The sequence below is a fragment of the Mucilaginibacter gracilis genome (assembly GCF_003633615.1).
GTDB lineage: Bacteria > Bacteroidota > Bacteroidia > Sphingobacteriales > Sphingobacteriaceae > Mucilaginibacter > Mucilaginibacter gracilis.
In genome coordinates this window covers 3,534,228-3,555,210 of record NZ_RBKU01000001.1, presented here as the reverse complement: position 1 = coordinate 3,555,210, position 20,983 = coordinate 3,534,228, and the positions used below count along the sequence as shown (strand labels likewise).

At 41.8% G+C, this 20,983-nt stretch carries 22 protein-coding genes; 15 read left to right on the top strand and 7 right to left on the bottom strand.

The genetic code is table 11. From position 1 onward, the window contains the following. Positions 1-48 precede the first annotated feature (48 nt). The 5 genes from BDD43_RS15530 to BDD43_RS15510 all read left to right on the top strand — a co-directional run bounded on the left by BDD43_RS15530 (position 49) and on the right by BDD43_RS15510 (position 6,156). Complete coding sequence (locus tag BDD43_RS15530) at positions 49-480, top strand: DUF6526 family protein (protein WP_121201998.1); 432 nt, start codon at positions 49-51, stop codon at positions 478-480. Between the two features lie 20 nt (positions 481-500). Next, the gene (locus BDD43_RS15525) at positions 501-1,283 is read left to right on the top strand and encodes a S1/P1 nuclease (RefSeq protein WP_121198527.1); all 783 of its coding nucleotides are present in this window, start codon (positions 501-503) and stop codon (positions 1,281-1,283) included. A 55-nt stretch (positions 1,284-1,338) separates the two neighbouring features. Continuing rightward, the gene (locus BDD43_RS15520; RefSeq protein ID WP_162847082.1) at positions 1,339-1,587 is read left to right on the top strand and encodes a GNAT family N-acetyltransferase; all 249 of its coding nucleotides are present in this window, start codon (positions 1,339-1,341) and stop codon (positions 1,585-1,587) included. Between the two features lie 217 nt (positions 1,588-1,804). After that, complete coding sequence (locus tag BDD43_RS15515; RefSeq protein WP_121198525.1) at positions 1,805-5,044, top strand: amidohydrolase family protein; 3,240 nt, start codon at positions 1,805-1,807, stop codon at positions 5,042-5,044. 413 nt (positions 5,045-5,457) lie between these two features. Further along, entirely contained in the window at positions 5,458-6,156 is a 699-nt protein-coding gene (locus BDD43_RS15510) for a DsbA family oxidoreductase (RefSeq protein ID WP_211339681.1), read from the top strand. Between the two features lie 109 nt (positions 6,157-6,265). Here the strand turns inward: BDD43_RS15510 and BDD43_RS15505 are convergent, their stop codons facing one another. Further along, complete coding sequence (locus BDD43_RS15505) at positions 6,266-7,483, bottom strand: BaiN/RdsA family NAD(P)/FAD-dependent oxidoreductase (RefSeq protein WP_121198524.1); 1,218 nt, start codon at positions 7,481-7,483, stop codon at positions 6,266-6,268. On the opposite strand from BDD43_RS15505, the gene BDD43_RS15500 reads away from it, so the two are divergent. The 3 genes from BDD43_RS15500 (at position 7,482) to BDD43_RS30075 (ending at position 8,792) form a co-directional block, all read left to right on the top strand. After that, a complete protein-coding gene (locus BDD43_RS15500; RefSeq protein ID WP_121198523.1) occupies positions 7,482-8,093 on the top strand; it encodes an NADH-quinone oxidoreductase subunit A in 612 nt (203 codons plus the stop codon). The genes BDD43_RS15505 and BDD43_RS15500 overlap by 2 nt on opposite strands. Further along, positions 8,086-8,577: an NADH-quinone oxidoreductase subunit B gene (locus BDD43_RS15495; protein WP_121198522.1), complete on the top strand. Its 492-nt coding sequence runs from the start codon at positions 8,086-8,088 to the stop codon at positions 8,575-8,577. Before BDD43_RS15500 ends, BDD43_RS15495 begins: the two co-directional genes overlap by 8 nt. A 65-nt stretch (positions 8,578-8,642) precedes the next feature. After that, positions 8,643-8,792, top strand: coding sequence for a hypothetical protein (locus BDD43_RS30075; protein ID WP_162847081.1), 150 nt, complete (start codon positions 8,643-8,645; stop codon positions 8,790-8,792). Between the two features lie 63 nt (positions 8,793-8,855). On the opposite strand, the gene BDD43_RS15490 is transcribed toward BDD43_RS30075, so the two are convergent. Both BDD43_RS15490 and BDD43_RS15485 read right to left on the bottom strand, forming a co-directional pair. Further along, the gene (locus BDD43_RS15490) at positions 8,856-9,434 is read right to left on the bottom strand and encodes a fasciclin domain-containing protein (RefSeq protein ID WP_121198521.1); all 579 of its coding nucleotides are present in this window, start codon (positions 9,432-9,434) and stop codon (positions 8,856-8,858) included. Positions 9,435-9,701: 267 nt separating this feature from the next. Continuing rightward, entirely contained in the window at positions 9,702-11,165 is a 1,464-nt protein-coding gene (locus BDD43_RS15485; protein WP_121198520.1) for an NADP-dependent isocitrate dehydrogenase, read from the bottom strand. Positions 11,166-11,310: 145 nt separating this feature from the next. Here BDD43_RS15485 and BDD43_RS15480 point away from each other — a divergent pair, with 145 nt between their 5' ends. From BDD43_RS15480 to BDD43_RS15450, 7 genes are all read left to right on the top strand, one after another. Further along, positions 11,311-11,709: a hypothetical protein gene (locus BDD43_RS15480; RefSeq protein WP_147425651.1), complete on the top strand. Its 399-nt coding sequence runs from the start codon at positions 11,311-11,313 to the stop codon at positions 11,707-11,709. Positions 11,710-11,753: 44 nt separating this feature from the next. Further along, positions 11,754-12,893, top strand: a complete 1,140-nt coding sequence (locus BDD43_RS15475) for a 5-(carboxyamino)imidazole ribonucleotide synthase (protein ID WP_121198518.1) — start codon at positions 11,754-11,756, stop codon at positions 12,891-12,893. A gap of 23 nt (positions 12,894-12,916) precedes the next feature. Next, positions 12,917-13,639: a hypothetical protein gene (locus tag BDD43_RS15470; protein WP_121198517.1), complete on the top strand. Its 723-nt coding sequence runs from the start codon at positions 12,917-12,919 to the stop codon at positions 13,637-13,639. Continuing rightward, positions 13,632-14,144 carry a 5-(carboxyamino)imidazole ribonucleotide mutase gene (gene purE, locus BDD43_RS15465; RefSeq protein ID WP_121198516.1) on the top strand — a complete coding sequence of 171 codons (513 nt, stop codon included), beginning with the start codon at positions 13,632-13,634 and terminating at the stop codon, positions 14,142-14,144. The genes BDD43_RS15470 and purE overlap by 8 nt, the downstream gene beginning before the upstream one ends. 84 nt (positions 14,145-14,228) lie before the next feature. Beyond that, positions 14,229-14,441: a DUF2281 domain-containing protein gene (locus BDD43_RS15460; RefSeq protein WP_121198515.1), complete on the top strand. Its 213-nt coding sequence runs from the start codon at positions 14,229-14,231 to the stop codon at positions 14,439-14,441. A gap of 5 nt (positions 14,442-14,446) precedes the next feature. Further along, positions 14,447-14,857 (top strand): type II toxin-antitoxin system VapC family toxin, encoded by a 411-nt coding sequence (locus tag BDD43_RS15455; RefSeq protein WP_121198514.1) that lies wholly within the window; start codon positions 14,447-14,449, stop codon positions 14,855-14,857. A 24-nt stretch (positions 14,858-14,881) separates the two neighbouring features. Next, a complete protein-coding gene (locus tag BDD43_RS15450; protein WP_121198513.1) occupies positions 14,882-15,349 on the top strand; it encodes a hypothetical protein in 468 nt (155 codons plus the stop codon). A gap of 51 nt (positions 15,350-15,400) precedes the next feature. On the opposite strand, the gene BDD43_RS15445 is transcribed toward BDD43_RS15450, so the two are convergent. The 4 genes from BDD43_RS15445 to BDD43_RS15430 form a co-directional block, all read right to left on the bottom strand. Then, positions 15,401-16,018 (bottom strand): DUF1566 domain-containing protein, encoded by a 618-nt coding sequence (locus tag BDD43_RS15445; protein WP_121198512.1) that lies wholly within the window; start codon positions 16,016-16,018, stop codon positions 15,401-15,403. A gap of 98 nt (positions 16,019-16,116) precedes the next feature. Further along, on the bottom strand, positions 16,117-16,329 hold the full coding sequence (locus tag BDD43_RS15440; protein WP_121198511.1) for a hypothetical protein: 213 nt from the start codon (positions 16,327-16,329) through the stop codon (positions 16,117-16,119). Between the two features lie 161 nt (positions 16,330-16,490). Further along, positions 16,491-19,049 (bottom strand): TonB-dependent receptor, encoded by a 2,559-nt coding sequence (locus BDD43_RS15435; RefSeq protein WP_121201996.1) that lies wholly within the window; start codon positions 19,047-19,049, stop codon positions 16,491-16,493. Between the two features lie 453 nt (positions 19,050-19,502). Then, positions 19,503-20,981, bottom strand: a complete 1,479-nt coding sequence (locus tag BDD43_RS15430; protein WP_121198510.1) for a glutamate synthase subunit beta — start codon at positions 20,979-20,981, stop codon at positions 19,503-19,505. Positions 20,982-20,983 lie beyond the last annotated feature (2 nt).

The window sequence follows — 20,983 nt, the reverse complement described above, 5'->3', positions numbered from 1 at the left end:
GTGGTTTCCCAATGTGCAAAAAATTGTATATTGCGCAAAAACCAAACCATGAAATCGCAAAATTATGACAACCATTCCCGATTTGTAACCGGGTTCCATTTTATTTTAAGCACACTGCTTTTTGCAGGCTTAATAGTATCCATAATTAACCTGTGCAGGCACTGGCAGCAAAATGGGAAAGCCGTTACGTTAATGCTTGTGTTGGTTTTTGTTTGTTTGCTTTTTATATTTTGGTTTATGAGGCAATTTGCACTTAAAGCGCAAGACAGGGCCATACGCGCCGAAGAAAGTTTGCGCTATTTTATATTAACCGGGAAGGCTATTGATAGCCGGATAACCATAGGCCAAATAATTGCGCTGCGCTTTGCGCCCGACGAAGAAATTGTTTTGTTAACCGAGAAAGCTGCTGCCGAAGGCCTATTGCCAAATGACATTAAAAAAGAAATTAAAAACTGGCGTGCCGATAACCACAGGGCATAATATTAATTTTTAAAACTTAAATGAAGAAGTACATTTTTACCTGCTTTGCTGTAATAGTTGCGGCGTGTTTAATTTCGTGGGGGGTAATAGGGCACAGGGCGGTTGCCAAAATTGCCGAAAACCATTTAACACCCAAAACAAAAGAAGCTATAAAAGATTTACTGGGCCGCGAAACGCTACCCGATGTAAGTACCTGGGCAGATGAAATACGCAGCGACCCTAATTATAAATATACAGGTGCCTGGCACTACGTTAACGTGAGCGCCGGGCTTACCTTTGAGCAATTTGCAAATGCCGTAAAAACCATGCCCGAAGACAATGTTTACAAAATGGTAATACGTTGCGAACTTGACCTGAAAAACCCTGCGAAAACCAAACGGGATAAGGTTATGGCACTGAAATTTTTGGTGCATTTTATTGGCGACCTGCACCAGCCCATGCATGTTAGCCATGTTGACGATAAAGGAGGTAACAATATATCGATATGGTTTAACGGTGCCGATGGTAATTTGCACGGCTTATGGGATAGTGATTTGATTGACCGCGATGGTTTAAGCTACGAAAAAATGGCTGCAACCTACGATACTGCCACACCCGAACAAATACAGAAATGGCAAAGCGATAGCCTGATGATATGGATTTGGGAAAGCTACCAGATAGCCGAAATTTTATACAGCGAAGCAGCCGATAACCCCAAATTTGACCACGACTATTATCAAAACCATTTATCAACCCTGCACAGCCGCATTGAAAAGGGCGGGATTAGATTGGCAGGTGTTTTAAATAATATATTTGATAAGTAAGGTGAAGGAGATTTGTCAACTTTTTAAAAGTTGACAAATCTGAAAAGATAGGATTGTGGGCTGTTTTAGTATCCGTGCATTCTTTGTTCACCCGGATTGGGCAAGACAGGGGCTTGGCCGAATGATGATAAACCTTTGCGAAAGTGCTGTTAGGCAACAAGGCTTTAAACGTTTTGAATTAGGAAGTACACTACCGGGCCAGCCTTTGTATAAAGCAATGGGTTATCGGCATATAGAGCAGGTTGATGTACCCTTGGCCGATGGGGAGTTTTTACAGATAATTAAGATGGGTAGAGTTGTTTGAAATAATTAACAGGTAAAACACAAAAATCAAAATTTAAAACCTACAAATATCCACAAGCTCCGCATGTAAGATGCGAAATGGGAAGAGGAAATTGCAACTTCAAACACCCATCAATACCCATATTATCCATGTAAACAAATTACATCAAAACAACAACTTGGGTCACTAAGCTCCGGCGCAAATTATTAATTTAGCGGCTTCAAAAAACTGACTCCTGATGAAAATCCTTTATACCGCGGCCTTACTTCTGCTAATTAATAGCTTTACCAAAGCTCAAAATAAATGGAATGTTGAAACGCCGCCAGGATTATCCAAAAAAGTAACTTTTACTACCGATGAAGGTACCTGGATGGATTTGGATGTTAGTCCGGATGGTAAAAACATTGTTTTTGATATGTTGGGTGATATTTACACCATGCCCATTACAGGCGGCAAAACGGTGTTATTGAGTGGCGGCAAGGCCTGGGATGTGCAGCCCCGTTACAGTCCCGATGGTAAAACTATATCGTACACGAGCGACCACGACGGCGGCGACAATATTTGGCTGATGAATGCCGACGGTAGCAACAAACGCCCGCTAACCAAAGAAACTTTTAGATTATTAAATAACGCAAGCTGGACGCCCGATGGCCAATATGTTGTTGCCCGTAAACATTTCACGGGATCGCGCTCGTTAGGTGCGGGCGAAATGTGGCTATATCATAAAAATGGCGGCGACGGCATACAACTAACCAAACGAAAAAACGACCAGCAGGATGCCGGCGAACCTGTAGCATCGCCGGATGGCAAATACATTTACTGGAGTGAGGATGTTACCGAAGGGCCGTACTTTCAATACAACAAAGACCCTAATGCCGGTATTTACGCTATTAAACGCCTTAACCGTGATAAGGGGAATATAGAAACCGTATCGGGTGGTGCAGGCGGGGCTTGCAGGCCACAGCTATCGCCGGATAATAAGCTGATGGCCTTTGTGCGGCGCGACAGGTTAAAATCGGTATTGTACCTCAAAAATTTAGATACGCAGGAAGAATGGCCAGTTTATGATAACCTATCGCACGACCAGCAGGAAACCTGGGCCATATTTGGAGTATACCCAAATTTTGCCTGGACACCCGATAGCAAAAACATTATTTTTTATGCTAAAGGTAAAATATTGAACCTAGATATCAGCACCTTAAACGCGGTAAATATTCCGTTTGAGGTAACATCTACCCAAACCGTTAGCGATGCCCTGCACTTCCCGCAAAGGGTGTTTCAGGACGAATTTAATGTAAAAATGATAAGGCAGCTAACCACATCTCCGGATGGTAAAATGGTTGCCTTTAACGCAGCGGGTTATATTTACACCAAGGCATTAAGCCCAGATAGCTTGCCACACCGCATAACCAGCGGAACTGATTTTGAATACGAACCACAATTTAGCCCCGATGGTAAATCGTTGGTGTATGTTGACTGGGCCGATGAGGTGAAGGGATCCATTTACACTATCGAATTGGCAACGCATATGGTGAGTAAAATAACAACAGATAAAGGTTATTATTATTCGCCAAGGTTTTCTAACAAGGGCGATAAAATTATATACCGTAAGGGCGAGGGTAACGATATTCTGGGTTATTTTTTTGGCAATAGCCCCGGTATTTATATCATCCCGGTAACGGGAGGTAAACCGCAACTGGTTATTAATAACGGTATCCATCCGCAGTTTTCGGCAGATGATAGCCGGATATATTACCAAAGCTATGAAGGCGATAAAAAAGCTTTTAAGGTGATGGATATTAGCGGTGCCAACCAGCAAACGTTATATACTTCAACCTATGCTACGCAATTTGCGCCAAGTAACGATGGCAAGTGGATGGCGTTTACCGAATTGTTTAACTGCTACATTACACCGATGGTTAATACAGGTACCGTGCAGGACCTGTCTGCCAGCAACAAGGCTATTCCGCTTAGTAAGGTTACGCGCGATGCCGGTACGTACCTCCATTGGAGCAAAGATAGCCAACGCTTAATGTGGACGCTGGGGCCGCGTTATTTTACCCGCGATATACGCAACGCTTTCCCTTTTGCTGATGCGGCAACCGACAAAACACCGGTTATTGATACCGTAGGAACTGATATTAACCTCAAATTAAAAACAGATTTACCAACCGGGAAAATTGCCTTTAAAAACGCACGCATTATAAGCATGAAGGGCAATGAGGTGATAGAAAACGGAACCATACTTATAGACCAGAATAAAATTACCGCAGTAGGCAAAAACACCGATATAACTATACCCGCCGATGCAAAGGTTTATGACATTGCCGGCAAAACCATTATGCCCGGCATTGTTGATGTACATGCACATTTACATACCAGCCCTGATGGTGTATCGCCGCAACAGGATTGGAACTATTATGCAAACCTGGCATTCGGGGTAACCACATCGCACGATCCGTCGAGCAATACCGAGATGGTTTTTAGTCAGGCAGAGGCGGTTAAATCGGGAGCCATGATAGGTCCGCGTGTGTACTCAACAGGTACCATACTTTACGGTGCCGACGGCGATTTTAAAGCCGTTATTAATAGTTTAGATGATGCCCGTTCAAACCTGCGCAGGCTAAAGGCGGTGGGCGCGTTTTCGGTAAAGAGCTATAACCAGCCGCGCCGCGAGCAAAGGCAACAAATTATTGCTGCCGCCCGCGAACTGCAAATGCAGGTAGTGCCCGAAGGTGGTTCTACCTATTTCACCAACATGAACATGATATTAGACGGCCATACCGGTATTGAACATAACATACCCGTTGTGCCAATTTATAAAGATGTTAAGGCTTTATGGAACGGTAGCAAAACCGGCTATACACCTACCCTGATAGTGAGTTATGGCTCTCAGTTTGGTGAAAACTATTGGTACGACCGTACCGAGGTTTGGAAAAATGAGCATTTACTAAGTTTCACACCCAGGAGCATCATCGATGCCCGATCGCGCAGGAGAACAACATCCGAGTATGGCGATTATGGGCACATTGAGGTATCAAGAGCGGTTAAACAAATAGCCGATGGCGGTACCAAGGTAAACCTGGGGGCGCACGGGCAAATACAGGGTTTAGGTGCGCACTGGGAAATGTGGATGCTGGCCCAGGGCGGTATGGCACCTTTGGATGTTATTAAATGCGCTACTATTAATGGAGCAGGTTATTTGGGTATGGATAAAGAAATAGGATCGTTAGAGGTTGGTAAACTGGCCGATTTGGTGGTGATGAACGAAAACCCTTTAGACGATATCCGCAATAGCGATAAAATAAAATACGTGATGATTAACGGGCGTTTGTATGATGCCGACTCGATGAACGAAATTGGCAATCACGAAAAACCACGCCTGCGCTTTTGGTGGCAGTTAAACCGTGGCGATATGGCTAACTTACCCGTAGGAAATTTAGAAACGTATACATACACCGTTCAGGATGGCGACTAATGAACCGGAACAACAGCTAACGAATAAAAGAGGAATAAAAGGTTTAAGAAACGGCAGACAGTGCAGCCAATTTTTTGGCCCTTGCCGACCTGATATAAATTATAACACGGGTTACGATGAAAGCAATTATCATTTTTTAGCCTTTGTTAAGTGTTAATCAATATAGCTGCTATAAAACATTAGGACAATTACAGCAACATTTGTGTTACAAACATATAGCAAATAAATTAATTTTCCAATAAAGAAATAATCTATTTAAAACATTCGATTTTTTACTATTTAAAAGCACATCAGGCTTATTGCAATTACTTATAAGCACAAGCTTGTAAACCTTTCATCGTTTACATTGAGATGTTTTTATTTTTTAAACAGCAATTACTATAAGCTTTAACTTTGCATTTTAACGCAGCAAAATGGAACAAGAAAAATTGAAGGTAGAGATATGGAGCGATGTAATGTGCCCCTTTTGTTATATAGGCAAACGCAGGTTTGAAAACGCCTTGCAACAATTTGAGCATAAAGATAATGTTGAAGTTATTTGGAAAAGCTACCAGCTTGACCCTACTATGCAAAATAACACGGGCCAAAGCCTAAACCAATACCTTGCCGAGCGCAAGGGAATATCGGTTGAGCAATCTGTAAATATGCATAAGCAAATGACGGAGATGGCAGCCGAACTTGGCCTTGAATATAATTTTGATAAGGCTATTATTGCAAATTCGTTTGATGCACACCGCCTGTCGCATCTGGCAAAGGCGCATGGTTTACAGGACGAGTTGGAAGAAGCCTTGTTTAAAGCCTACTTTACCGACGGCAAAAATATTGCAAACGTAGATACGCTAATTGAGTTGGGCATTGCGGTAGGCCTTGATGCCGATGCGGTTAAACAAACATTAAACACCGATACCTACGCACAAGAAGTTAAACACGATATTTACCAAGCTAACCAAGTAGGTGTGCGCGGTGTACCGTTTTTTGTATTGGCCGATAAGTATGCAGTATCGGGCGCGCAGCAAAGCGAAACATTTTTAGGTGCGCTACAGCAAACCTGGAACGAAGTTGCTATTAGTAGCGTTAACGGGCCCGTTTGTGGGCCGGATGGTGATTGTTAAGCACTTCGGAAATCGGATGTTCGATTTCGGATTTGTTCAGGTTTACGATTTAAAAGTTTCTTATTTCGATAGTTTTGAAAATCTAAAATCGAACATCCAAAATTCAAAATCAAATCCCTTGCGCAATAACAAAGCCGCTTGCCCAGGCCCATTGAAAGTTGTAGCCGCCTAACCAGCCGGTAACATCAACACATTCGCCGCCAAAGTATAGGCCGGGTATTTTTTTTGATTCGAGGGTTTTTGATGATAATTCGTCGGTAGAAACCCCTCCGCGCATTACCTCGGCCTTATCATAACCTTTGTCGCCGGCAGGCTTTACCTTAAAATGATGGATGAGGTTGTTGATGCTTTCCATGTCCTGTTTGGTTAAGGATGCCATATTTTTTTCGATAGGCAGGTACTTTGCCAACGCTTCGGCAAACTTGCGGGTGTACAGGCTTGATAGCAAACCGCCTAAAGGGCGCTTGCCGTTTTGTACACGCTCGGCATCTATAATTTGCAATATATTATCATGCGGCAGCATATCCAAATTAATGGTTTCGCCAGGCCGCCAATAGGATGATATTTGCAAAATGGCCGGTCCGCTTAAACCCCAGTGAGTAAATAATATATTTTCTTCAAAGCTGATCCGGTCATTAGATACCCGGCAAAAAATAGTATTGCCGGATAATGCCTCATACCATTCCTGGTCTTTACCTGTAATAGTGAGTGGTACAAGCGCGGGTGCTGTTTCGGTAACCTGCATGCCCAGTTTACGGGCTGCCCTGAGGCCAAAATCGGTAGCACCCATTTTAGGTATGGGCGGCCCGCCCGAAGCGATAACCACTTTGGGTGCATAAATTTTTTCCTCGCACCCGTTACGTTCACAACTGACGATGAAGCCACCGTTACTGTCGCTTTCAATATTCTTAACTTCGGTATTGCACCATATTTGTTGCTCCATATCGCGGCAAAGGCCGGTAAAAACGTTCACAATATCTTTTGCGCTATCCGTTTCGGGGAAGAGCTGGCCCAGGGTTTTCTCTTTGCCTACAATTCCGTAAGTTTCAAAAAAGATAATGGTATCTTCAACCGACCATTGTGAAAATGCCGATTTACAAAAATGCGGGTTGTTAGAAATAAACTGCATATCGGTAGCATACATGTTGGTATAGTTGCACCTGCCGCCGCCGCTGATGAGGATTTTTGCCCCCACTTTATCGTTCTTCTCTAATATGAGGGTGCGTTTACCTAAAAAACCGGCTTGCACGGCGCACATTAATCCGCAGGCACCGCCTCCAATTATTATGGCATCTAAATGAGTTTGTTTTATTAAATTTGCTGTCATGGGCGAAGTATCGCAAATATCAGAATTTGGAAAGATATTGATCTTTTTAATTACCGGTTTTATACTGGTTGGAGGAACTCTTTTTATAAACAGGCTTTTGGCCCCCCACAACCCTACTCCGGAGAAGCTAATATCTTACGAATGCGGCGAAGAACCCGAAGGAAACTCGTGGATACAGTTTAACCCAAAGTTTTACGTAATAGCACTGGTATTTTTGTTGTTTGATGTGGAGATGGTATTCATTTTTCCGTGGGCTACGGTATTTGGCAATCACGAAATTATTAAAAACAACCCAGGCTGGGGCTGGTTTAGCCTTGCCGAAATGTTTGTTTTTATGGGCATTTTAATATTGGGACTGGTTTATGTTTGGGTAAAAGGCGATTTAGACTGGATTAAAGCCAAGCCTTTAGTACCTACCGTTGATACTAAAATACCGCCATCGGTTTACCAAAAATTGAACCTGGAGCAAGGTGCTTATAAAATTACACCTTTTAGCATGGCAACCGCACCTGTAAAGGAGACTGCACCGCCGGTAACTGCGCCCGAACCCGCGACCCCACGAAAACCGATGTTTAAACCATCATTTAAAAAGCCCGAAACTAATGAGTAGCGATATTACAAATGAAGGCGGCGGCATCATAGTTACCAAGCTTGACGATTTGATGAACTGGTCTCGCCTGTCATCATTATGGCCCCTGAGCTTTGGCATTGCCTGTTGCGCCATTGAAATGATGGGCAGCATGGCTTCTACCTATGATTTGGATAGGTTTGGTGTTTTCCCGAGGCCATCTGCCCGGCAAGCGGATGTTATTATTATAGCCGGAACAGTTACATTTAAAATGGCCGAACGTATTAAACGCCTATACGAGCAAATGCCAGAGCCTAAATATGTAATATCGATGGGATCTTGCTCCAACTGTGGCGGCCCTTACTGGCAGCACGGTTACCACGTAGTAAAAGGCGTTGACCGAATAATACCTGTTGATGTTTACGTACAAGGCTGCCCCCCACGCCCCGAAGCCTTAATTGGCGGGATACTTGAATTACAGAAGAAGATTGAAGGTGAGCATTTGATGAGGGATAGAACCCCCTAACCCCCTGAAGGGGGAACCATAGTTTGATATAACCATTCAGATATAAATTAATAAATACGATTATCATGAATAATAAAACTAAACCGGATGAATCTATGATTTTCACTTCTGAACAAAAGGAACGCATCTTGATTGGCTTAGGCGAATTAATTTCGTGCAAAACAACAAGTAATGAAAGCCTTGAAACAGAGGAAGATGAATGGCTAAATAAATAAAATCCATAAAAAAAGCCCGGAAACTTTTTAGCATCCGGGCAATTCAAATTTTCAAAAAAACGGTTATTTAGGCATCAATATACTGTTAATGCCATTAACAACTCCGTTGGTTCCCTGCAAATCATACAAAGTAACTTCGGCACTATTGCCGGTTTCGTCAGTTAATTGTACGGTATGGTTTGGTGTTACGGCTAATTTTAAAGTTTCGCCATCAACGGTGTTTAAGGTGGCTTTACCCTTACCGGCAACCAATGCCTTTACAATTTCGGCTTTCCCGTATTTACCGCTAACAACGTGTTCTTTTAAAACGCTGGCCAGTTTTGCGGTGTCTTTCATTAAACTATCCAGCTTATTTGCAGGCAATTTGCTAAACGCAGCGTTATTAGGTGCAAAAATAGTGTATGTGCCGGTAGCGGGTAATTTGGCACTCAAATTAGCAGCCTTGGCGGCCGTTGCCGCTGTTGAATAATCTGCATTGCTTGAAAGGGTACTTACCACGTCGCCGGTGGCTTGTACAGTGGTTGTGCCTGGAGTTGTTGTTGGGGCACTTGTTTTAGTGCTATCCTGTGTTTGGGCAAAGGTATTGTTCACCATTAAACCAACACACAAAGTAGAAGCTACTATTAAAATGGACTTTTTCATGATTATTAAATTTAATTCACAAATTGGTTAAATAATAAGTAGTGCCTTTTTCTATATCTTTTTATTTTGGTGATATTTTTTGTTTGTTTACTATTGTTTAACGATAATTTTTTGCCTTTGTTGGTTCTAAATTGCCGTATAAGTGTTAATCAACTGAATACCAAACCGAAAAAATTAATATTTCATTGTAGAAACCATGTAGTTTAGGCATAAAAAAGCCCGAATGCTGTTTGAAGCATCCGGGCAAATTAAATTTGTGCTTATACTTTATTGTCCCTGTGCAAGGGTGTATCCTATTTTACCATCAAAGTTCATTAAAAATTCAACTGAGCAAACTTTTACCGCTTCGGATAAGTCGGCGGCTATGTGTAGTATTTCTTTTTGTTTGATGCTTGTTCCCGGTTTCTTTTCAAAGCGAATGCGGTATTCGTTTACCAGTTCGGTGTAAATTGAGCCGGTTGGCCATACTTGCGTGCCACGGTTAGATATCATTACCAGTTCAAAGTTTTCGTTAAAGCGCAGGCTCTTTTTGGCAACCGCGGCCAACTCATCTGGCTGCACGTTCGATTCAACAAAAACGTCAACACCTATCATCTCTTCAACAACGTGAGCTCCGGTAAGGGTAAGCTTGTTTTTAATAGGTGTACGGTGGTGGCCTGTTTCAAAATCGCTGCTGGCAAATACACCGCCATCGGCAGGTAATTTGCCCAGGTTAGCTATAATGGCATCCGCGAAAGCGTCGGTTCCTAACGAAGGCGTGGCAGTTTTGTCGCCAAAATCGCCGGTATGGGCACCTTGCTCTAAAGTGTATAACAACGCATTTTCGATAGCTGCGGCATTGGCCGAATAACCTAAAAAACGCAACATGCCAATACCCGAAAGCAGCAAAGCGGTAGGGTTAGCAATTCCGCGGCCAGCAATATCGGGAGCAGTGCCGTGTACGGCTTCAAAAATGGAAATGTTATCGCCAATATTGGCCGACGGTGCAAAACCTAAGCCGCCAACTAAGCCAGCACAAAGGTCGGACACGATATCGCCTTGCAAATTGGTTAAAACAATGGCCTCAAACATTTGCGGTTTAGATACCAGTTTCATACACAAATCGTCAACAATAATATCCGAAGCTTCAATATCCGGATATTCTTTAGCTACCTGCTGAAATACCTCCAGAAACAAACCATCAGTTAGCTTCATGATGTTGGCCTTATGTCCGCAGGCTAACTTTTTGTAACCTTTACGGCGAACCATTTCGAAAGCATAACGGATTACCTGCTCAGAACCGGGGCGGGTAATGATACGGCGGCCAACGGCTACATCATAAGTTAGCAAGTGCTCAATACCTCCGTAGGTATCTTCAATATTTTCGCGAATGATAGTTAAATTGATAGGGATACCGGCTTTTGAAAAAACGGTATCTACACCGTTAAGCGTTCTAAAATCGCGCTGATTGGCGTAGGTATTCCAAACTTTGCGTGCAGTTACATTTATACTTTTTACGCCTTTTCCTTTTGGTGTTTCCATAGGCCCTTTAAAAAGGATACCATATTTTTCGATAGCTTCTTTTGCAGCAGCCGTCATCCCGGTTGAGTGGCCGGCATCAAAATACGATTTACCCATTTCAACAAACTCATATTCAAGCTGTACATCATTGGCTTTAAAAATTCGTAATACGGCGTCCATTATTTCCGGACCAATCCCATCGCCCTGGGCTACTGCTATTTTTGTTTTCATTAAAATGTAGTTCTATGTGAAAAAACAGTGCGAATATAAAGCTTTTAGGGTAATTGGCGGATGACAAACCGCCACAATATTCAATAATTAATGGGAACGCGCCCAATATTGAGCCGTATTTTTAGTACTTTTAAATGAAATGTTAATGCAAGTTCTAAAAAATATTACGCTAAGTTTCATCATATCGTCATTAATAGCTGTTGTTGCTTTAATTGTAAACCACCACTTTGATGATTTTTTTGATTTGGACTGGGGGCTTGATGGTTTGATAGCGTTTGCAGTTACGTCGGGCTTTCTGTTATCGGCACTGTCGTTGTTCGCCTTATTTATTTCGAAGCAATTTATCCGGAAACATTGGGTATTACGCATCTTAGTGTATTATACTGGCATAATTGTTTCGCTGGTATATGTTACCGTACCACTAATTACCATTGAATACCAATACCCGGAAGATTGGCTGCCTACTGTTATTGTGCTTAATTTTATGATACCTTACACATTTTTTTACCTCAAAACGTTTAAAAAAAGACTTATCATCACATAATACTTTACGCTTTAAAAGATTTGCCCTAAACTTGTATCATTAAAATGAAAGCGTTTTACGGAGATTTAAAATTAGGCATACTGGGCGGCGGTCAGCTTGGGCGTATGCTGATACAACAGGCCATTAATTACAATGTAAATATTAAGGTGCTCGACCCCGACCGCGAGGCACCCTGCCGCAAACTTTGCGATGAATTTATACAGGGCTCATTAAGTGATTACGAAACAGTTTACAACTTTGGCAAAAAGGTTGACCTACTAACCATAGAAATTGAAAAGGTTAATGTAGATGCGCTGGAGCAACTGGAAAAAGAGGGCGTAATTGTTTATCCGCAGCCGCGCGTTATCCGCCTGATACAGGATAAGGGCTTGCAAAAGCAATTTTTTAAGGAAAACAATATACCAACGGCGCCTTTTAAGGTAATTACATCGCCAGAGCAATTGAGGGAGAGCGAATTTGCTTATCCCTATATCCAAAAATTACGTAAAGACGGGTACGATGGCAAAGGCGTGTACAAGGTTACCGATGAAACCTACCTAACCAATGCCTTTACCGCGCCAAGTATTATTGAGCAGTTGATTGATTTTGAAAAAGAGATAGCTGTTATTGTTGCCCGTAACGATAAAGGTGATGTAAGCACCTTCCCGGTGGTTGAAATGGAATTTAATCCGCAGGCTAATTTGGTGGAATTTTTAATATCGCCCTCTACCCTGCCACCCGCTATACAGCAGGAAGCCGAGCGCATAGCCAAACAAATTGCTGACAGCCTTAAAATAGTTGGCCTGCTTGCCGTTGAAATGTTTTTGACTAAAGACGGTAAAATTTTGGTTAATGAAGTTGCTCCACGCCCGCATAACAGCGGCCACCAAAGTATTGAGGGTAATGTGGTTTCGCAATTTGAGCAGCACCTGCGCGCCATATTTAACCAGCCCCTGGGCAATACTGCTTGTATTAACAATGCCATAATGGTTAACCTATTAGGCGAGCAAGGCTATGAAGGCCCGGCTATATATAAAGGGATGGAACAGGTTTTAAATTGCCCGGGTGTTTATATACACCTGTATGGCAAGGCGCTAACCAAACCCTTCCGTAAAATGGGGCACGTTACTATTGTTGATGCCGACAGAAATAAGGCTATTGAAAAAGCTAAATTTGTGCAAAATACTTTGAAAGTAATAGCTTAACTTACAGGCTAAATACAAGCCGCATGAAAAAACTGATTGTTATTATTTTACTATGTTGTACCCACGTTGCTTTTGGGCAAACGGGTGTAAGGGTAAGCTTAAATAATCTGGTTTCGGTTACGTTTCCGGCAAAGCCTGTTATATCAAAACCGGATTCAAATACAACAGTTTATTCTATTAATCGTAATGGTGCCTTTTATACGGTTACGGTTGAAGATTTGAGTAAAAAGGCCTACCTGCATAACAATGTGGATAGTTTGCTGCATTTTTACGATGGCCTATATAAAAGCCAGATAAAAGCCCAGGGCGGCACCCTGGCTTACAAAAAAAGGATGGCCATAAACGATGATGTAGCTATAGAGTTTGCCTATACGCTTAATGCTAAAGCCAGTGTACCCGATACCCGCTTTCAGCAGAGTGTTTATATAGATAATACACTCGTAAGCTTTGCTTTTTGGACTTTTAAAGACAAATTAAAGGCTAATGCTGCGGATAAGGATATTTTTTTTAACTCCATTGTTGATCCCTCGGAACCGGCACCGCCTACCCCCTATCAGCCCGAAATAAAAGCACCCGCTGATAGCATTGCAGTTAAAACACCTGCCCCACAAACAGTCTCTAAAGCAACTGAAAGCCGTTTTGGATATTCAGTTGGATATTTACTGGGTGCGGCAATTTTTACAGCATTCATTATTGGGATGCTGATACTGATTAAAAGAAACTCCAGGAAAGATAAAAATGAGTAACCCCAAAGTAGGAATAATTATGGGCAGCAAAAGCGATTTGCCTGTTATGCAGGATGCTGCCGATGTGTTAAAAGAATTAGGTGTTGATTTTGAAATTACAGTAGTATCGGCACACCGCACTCCCGACCGTATGTTTACCTACGCCCGCGGTGCTGCCCAACGTGGCATTAAGGTAATTATAGCCGGTGCAGGCGGCGCAGCGCATTTACCGGGTATGGTGGCATCGTTAACACATTTGCCGGTTATTGGCGTGCCTGTAAAATCAAGCAATTCTATTGATGGGTGGGATTCTATCCTGTCTATCCTGCAAATGCCTAATGGCATACCGGTAGCTACCGTAGCACTCAATGCATCAAAAAATGCGGGGTTACTAGCTGCACAAATACTGTCAACTGCGGATGATGCATTGGTTAAAAACCTGATAGCCTACAAAAACTCGTTGAGGGAAAAGGTTGAAGAATCGGCAGAGGAGATGAAGAGGGATGGGTTGTTTACGGAGTTTTAGCCCCCTAACCCCCTGAAGGGGGAACGAAAAGTTTGCATAATAAAGTTGAACACATTATGTATATTTGTTTAAATAGCGTTTATTATGCTTACTGCGATTAAAGGATATTTCGAAAATGGACAGATTATAATGGAAGAACAGGCTCCTGTTCAATCCAGAACAGAGGTTATTATTACTTTTTTAACAGAGGAGCGCCCATCCAACAAGGGCAAAAGAATACCGGGGGGCCTGAAAGGAAGAGTTAGCATACCGGATGATTTTAATGAGCCTTTAGATGATCTTAAAGATTACATGTAACGGTAATGGCTCTTAATCGTTATCTTCTTGATACCCATGTTTTGATTTGGTTTCAAGAAAGCAGCCCTAATCTTCACAAACAAATACTTGATATAATTCAAAATCCTGATAATGTAATTCTTTTTAGTCAGATCAGTTTATTTGAGATTACTATAAAACAAACAATTGGCAAGTTGCCATCTTTCGATGCAAGTAGTCAAGAGGTATACCTGCAGGCGCTGAACGATAGTTTTACATTTGTCAATATTCAAAACGTTCACATTTCTACTTATAATAAAATTGATTTAATGGAGCATCATCGTGACCCATTTGATCGCCTGTTAATAGCCACAGCGCTATATGAAAATGCCATTATTTTATCTGGGGATGCTAAGTTTATGCTTTACAATGATATTGTAGAAACCTTTTGGGTTTAATTACCTTATCGCTTACAAAAATGATTGAAAAAAATAATACCCATGCAAATTACAACCATACAGCAACTTGATGACTGGATGACGACAAATTGTTACAACGAATATACCTTTGGTGTTGGAAATAGAAAGCTGGTTGAAGGCAACGGTATAAAAAAAACGAATGATGGATTTATTTGGTATTATACCGAACGTGGCCAGGAACAAGATTTACAATATTTTGAAACGGAACAACAAATTGTAGAATTTGCTTTTAAAAAAATTAACGGTTGTATAACAGCTCTTTCGCACATGGTGGGCTTTATTAAAGATACCGAAGACAAATTTGAGGAAAACGCCTTACTTGCTGAACTTGAAAAACGAAATATTAAATTCTCGAAAGATCAAATTCCATACAAAGTTAGTGATACCAGAATAAGGGTTTTTGTTTTTGGCTGTGATATTAACCAATGCCTTGATCTAAAAGAAACATATTATCCAAAGGCTTTTAGGTAAAACTGATTTAAGATGCCTCTTATTGGTGTTTGACTTAAATTTTACTGAAATTTAAAATTTTCTAACAGCACGAGTATTTGCAGTTGGAAGCGGACTCCACCAAGATATTGAACTGTTATAACCGCTATTCATTTGCGTAAAATAAGTAATAGCTTGCCCGGTATTGAAATTGAGCACCCGCACGGTATATGGAACATTGCTGTATCCAAAGGAAGTACTACTCCAGTAAACACCGGTTGAAAGTTGACTTACATACGTTCTATTTTTGTAAAGTTGCCTCAATTCATCTATTGTTGGCAAATACCAGTCATTGTGACCGCCTCCTCTATAATTTCTGCATGAAGCCGCAATATTGCCACTAGTTCCGTATTTATTAAGTATTGTATCTGTGCTGGCCCCACCGCGCTCAATGGTACTATCCAAAAAATTCCTGTTAATACCCCAATATGGCCAAGGATTTACAACTGCATCACTAAATGTAACATTTGTGCTTTGATCGGATATAGAACATACTAGTCCATGAGAATTATCAGCATCTAAATAAAAAATGATTCCGCCGAATGCTACATCACCAATTTTATACTGTGGGTTGGACGAGTCATTTTTCTTACATGAGTTTAAAATAAACACTGTCAATGCAATAAAAAGAAGGGGAAAATGTTTTTTCATAATATTACAACATGGAATAATTACTTTTTTATTATTTTACATTACAACCTTATTAGATCAAATATACATATTTATTAAAACAAATCAAATACATATTATTATCCTGATCGCTTATTTAACAATATGTCCATATCCTCATCGCTCATTCCTTGTTTGTCCCATAGTTCATCAGCAGCCTTTATAGCTTTGTTTGCAAAGTAGTTTGACAACATTTTTTTCAGATCAGCTAATTCATCATCCGACAGATTGGTGCCAAATAACTTCATCAACTCAATCTGTATGTTGCTTAAGGGATATTTTAAGGTAGCCATTTTTTAATATCATGATGTACTATCAAAAATACTCATTTACAAAGAAATGATATACTATTACTAAGCGCGACAAAAAAAGCGGATAGGTAATCACCCCTATCCGCTTTAATCAGAAAAAAACTAACTCACTTAAACAATATATTTTTGCCTAACAAATTGTATTACAATACATAGCGTAAGGTTATACCAAAAGTTCGTTGGTCGCCAAGTACGCCTGCATATTGGCCGGCATTGCCCCCGGCAACTAATAATTGCTCATAATAGTTTTGATCGAATATATTACGCCCCCAGATATAAGCTGATATGCCTCGTGTTGCTCTAAAACCTAACCTTGCATTAACCAAAGTGTAACCAGCAATATTTAAATATGCTGATGGCGTTGCGCTTGAAGAAAAACGTGAGCGGAAGAAATCATCTACACCGATAAAAAATTTAGAGTTTTGATTGAAAATTTTAGCGTCGGTTGCAAACTCTGTTCCTGCCGATGTTGACCACTTTGAAATACCCGGAAGTTGTGAACCAGAGATATCTTTCAAAAACACAGCAACACCGTTCACTGTTAAACCAGTTTCTTCGAGCGGAAGCGGTGCATTGGTGAATTTTACATACTTGGCATCGGTATAAGAACCCGAAACGAAGAATGAAAAGTATTTCCCAGCCAGATAATTGGCATCAAGCTCAACACCTTTAACATTTACCTTTTCGGCAGTAGCTAAATACCCACGATTCACACTCGGATCTGGCGCGTTAACGTTAGTTTGGTAATCACTGATATCAGAATTATGGAACGTAACATTCAAAGTTAAGTTTTCGGCAGGATTGGTTTTAGCACCAATTTCATAGTGTTTTGTTTTTTCGGGTGCAATTACTGCCAAATCAAGTGCCGGCACGCCATTTATAGAAGGCAGGCCTGCTACGTTAACACCAGATGGCTTGTAGCTGGTTGAGTAGGTAGCAAACGCGTTAATTCTTTTATTTGGCCTGTATGATGCCGTAACCTGGTAAGTAAAGTTTTTCTCATCAAAAGTAGTGGTATAAAACTGGCTGCTGTATAAAGCTGTCCTATATCCTAATAATACCGGGTCTGTTATAGTAATACCACCATCGGCTATCCTGTTGTAGTAAACATCCTTTTTATCGTAGTTTAAACGTACACCCGGGATAATGTGGAACGCGCTGCCAAGTGTCCAATCAACGTTAGCAAATATTGCAGCTGATTGTGACTTGATTGATGAATTGGTTGTTATACCGTAACCTTCAAACAGGCCAGGGGTTTGCCACAGTGCGGTATTGGTATTACTTTGCGCGAAACGCCATTGAGCCGAACCGGCTTCCTCTCTACCGTTAACTGTTATTTGCTGGTCGAGATAATACAAACCAATCACACCGCTTAATTTGTCGGTCAAGTTACCTGCATACCGAACTTCTTCGGATACCTGGTGTTGCTTTGAAAAGTTTGCCGATTTAGTTAATACCGGTAAACCTGTAAAGTCGCGGTCGCTGTTAGGCTTCCAGTCCCAGTAGCGCCATGCTGTAGTGCTTGTTAAGGTGCCCTGCCCTATCTTAAAATCGCCATTTAAGGTTACACCACCTAATTGATTACCTGATCTCCACGGCGCATCGGTATCACTAATCCGATCGAACGCATTTGTTGATGGTAGCGAATAATGCAAATCGGCTATAATGGCATTAAACTGGCGGTATCCGGCGCGAAGCGTTGGTGCTACACCCGCGAATACCTGCGCATACCCATTAGGGTTTTGATTTGATACGTCGCCTGCTAAGGTAATGGTAACTTTATCTGATGGCTGAAACAGTAACTGAGCACGACCGCCAAGGTTGTTGATGGTATTAAGCGGCACTGAAGTTTTTACATTCTGAATTAAACCATCGCGATCCGTGCCCGAGAAAGACAAGCGGAATGCAAATTGTTGGCTTAAAGGGCCCGTAACCGAAGCTTTTGTTTGCACATAGCCATAGTTACCAAAGCTGCTTTCGAGCGCTACACCCGGTGTAAAGCTGGCCTTACGGGTGGTAATGTTAATGGCACCGGCAGATGTATTTTTACCGAATAAAGTACCTTGGGGGCCGCGTAATACTTCAATATTTTCAACGTCGATAAAATCGAGCGTTGCGGCTGCAGGGCGAGCGTAATATACACCATCTACATAAAAACCTACACCCGGATCCAAACCATCATTAGTTAAACCGAATGGTGAGCCTATGCCGCGAATATTAATACCGGTGTTACGCGGATTTGATGTATAAAGCTGTACAGATGGAATAAGCTCTTTAATACGGTTAACATTGAACCCTCCGGTTTGATCAACCTGTGCGCCGCCTATCACCGAAATTGGGATAGGTACATCCTGTGCAACCTCTTTACGCCTGCGCGATACCACAACAATTTCCTGTAACTGGTCGTCGTCTACCAATACATATTCTGAGGGAGCGCTTTGAAAACTTAAAATTTGAAAATCCTGGGGTTTGAAGCCTACTGAACTGATGCGGATATAAAACGGAGGTTGCACGTTAGCCTTTAGCGAAAACTGGCCATTTTTATCGGCACTTGCACCTTTGTTTGTGCCTCTTATTAATATAGATGAACCGGGTAGCGGTTGGCCCTTGCTATCTTTAACAATACCTTTTATGATATTTTGGGCAAAGGAAAAGCCTGCCGAAAGTATAAGGGTAAATAAAATGAGTAAACTTTTTTTCATTATTTTAAGATTGGTGGTTGATTGATTATTTATTTCGGATATCGAAATTTCGATTTCGGATACCATTGATCTGTGCTTTAATCAGCAACAGCAGCATGCAATTGAGCATTGCATTCGGGAGATTTGGATAATTAATTGACGAGTATTCATATAAAGTCTATAGATTTAATAGACAAATATATAACGAGATAAGCTTAGTGCAAAATATATTTGAAAATATTTTTCAATATAATTGATTTACAATACTTTAACACGTAAAATACCTTGCTATTACGGAGCATGAAGGTATATTGACCTTGTATAGCGGCCTTGCTTCCGTGCAATTACTAAGCTATCGCTCGCAACAAAATGGGCTTTTTTTTGATTATTGAAAAATAAACCCCACAAAAAAAGCCGGTGATTAGCCGGCTTAATTGATTGAATATAGGGTTTGATTTGTTAAGTGAAGCTTGTTTAAAATGCTTGTTCAAACATGTTAATGGCATCCTTGCTTTCCAGCGTGGTGTGGCCCATTAAAAACTCATCAACCTTGCGGGCGCACTCGCGGCCCTCGGATATTGCCCATACTACCAACGACTGGCCGCGGCGCATATCCCCTGCTGTAAACACTTTGCTTACATTGGTGCGGTAAACACCTTCGCGGGCCTTTACGTTTTTGCGCTCATCAAGCTCAACGCCCAATTGCTCAAGCATACCTACATATTGCGGGTTAACAAAGCCCATGGCTAAAAAAACGGCCTGACAAGGTATTTCCCTTTCGGAGCCTTCTATTTCGTGAAATTTAACCGGGCGGTTCATTACATCAAGTTCCCAGTTTACATCGGTAACTTTAAGGGCACGCAGGTTACCGTTTTCGTCGCCTAAAAACTGTTTGGTGTTTATCCCCCAATGGCGCTCAACACCTTCCTCGTGCGAACTGGTAGTTTTTAACACCATAGGATAGGTTGGCCAGGGCATATGTTGTGTACGTGCGGCAGGCGGCTGTATCATTACCTCAAACTGACGTACTGATTTTGCGCCCTGGCGGTTTGAAGTGCCTACGCAATCGCTGCCGGTATCGCCACCGCCTATTACAACCACATCTTTACCGGTGGCTAAAATATCTTCGGCTGCAAAGCCTGTGCTACTTACGCGTTTATTTTGCTGTTTTAAAAAGTCCATCGCAAAATAAATACCTTTTAACTCTCGGCCCTCAATAGGCAGGTTACGCGGTATGGTTGAGCCGCCCGAAAGTATAACTGCATCGTTATTACGCATTAACTCATCAGGAGCAATATCTTTACCCACTTCGGTATTTAACCTAAAGGTGATGCCATCTTCTTCCATCAATTTAACGCGGCGTTCAACAACCCATTTTTCCAGTTTAAAATCGGGGATACCGTAGCGCAATAAGCCTCCGGGTTTATCGTCGCGCTCAAAAACGGTTACAATGTGGCCGGCTTTAGCCAGTTGCGCAGCCGCAGCTAAACCAGCCGGGCCCGAACCTACTACAGCAACCTTTTTGCCTGTTTTAACTAACGGCGCGGTTGGCTTAACCAAGCCTTTAGAATAAGCTATCTCGATAATATGTTTCTCAATTTCTTCGATAGCTACGGGCGGTTTGTTAATGCCTAACACACATGCCGATTCGCAAGGTGCAGGGCAAATGCGGCCCGTAAACTCGGGGAAGTTATTGGTTGACGACAGAATGGTATAAGCCTCTTCCCAGTTTTTGCGATACACGGCATCGTTAAACTCGGGAATAATATTGCCAAGCGGGCAGCCTGAGTGGCAAAATGGTACGCCACAATTCATGCAGCGGGCCGATTGCTCGTTCAGCTTTTCTTCGGGGTAAAGGTTTACAAACTCTTTGTAGTTGGTAACACGCTCCTGCGGAGCTATTTTAGTTGGAAGTTCTCTTCCAAATTCTTTAAATCCAGTTGGTTTTCCCATTG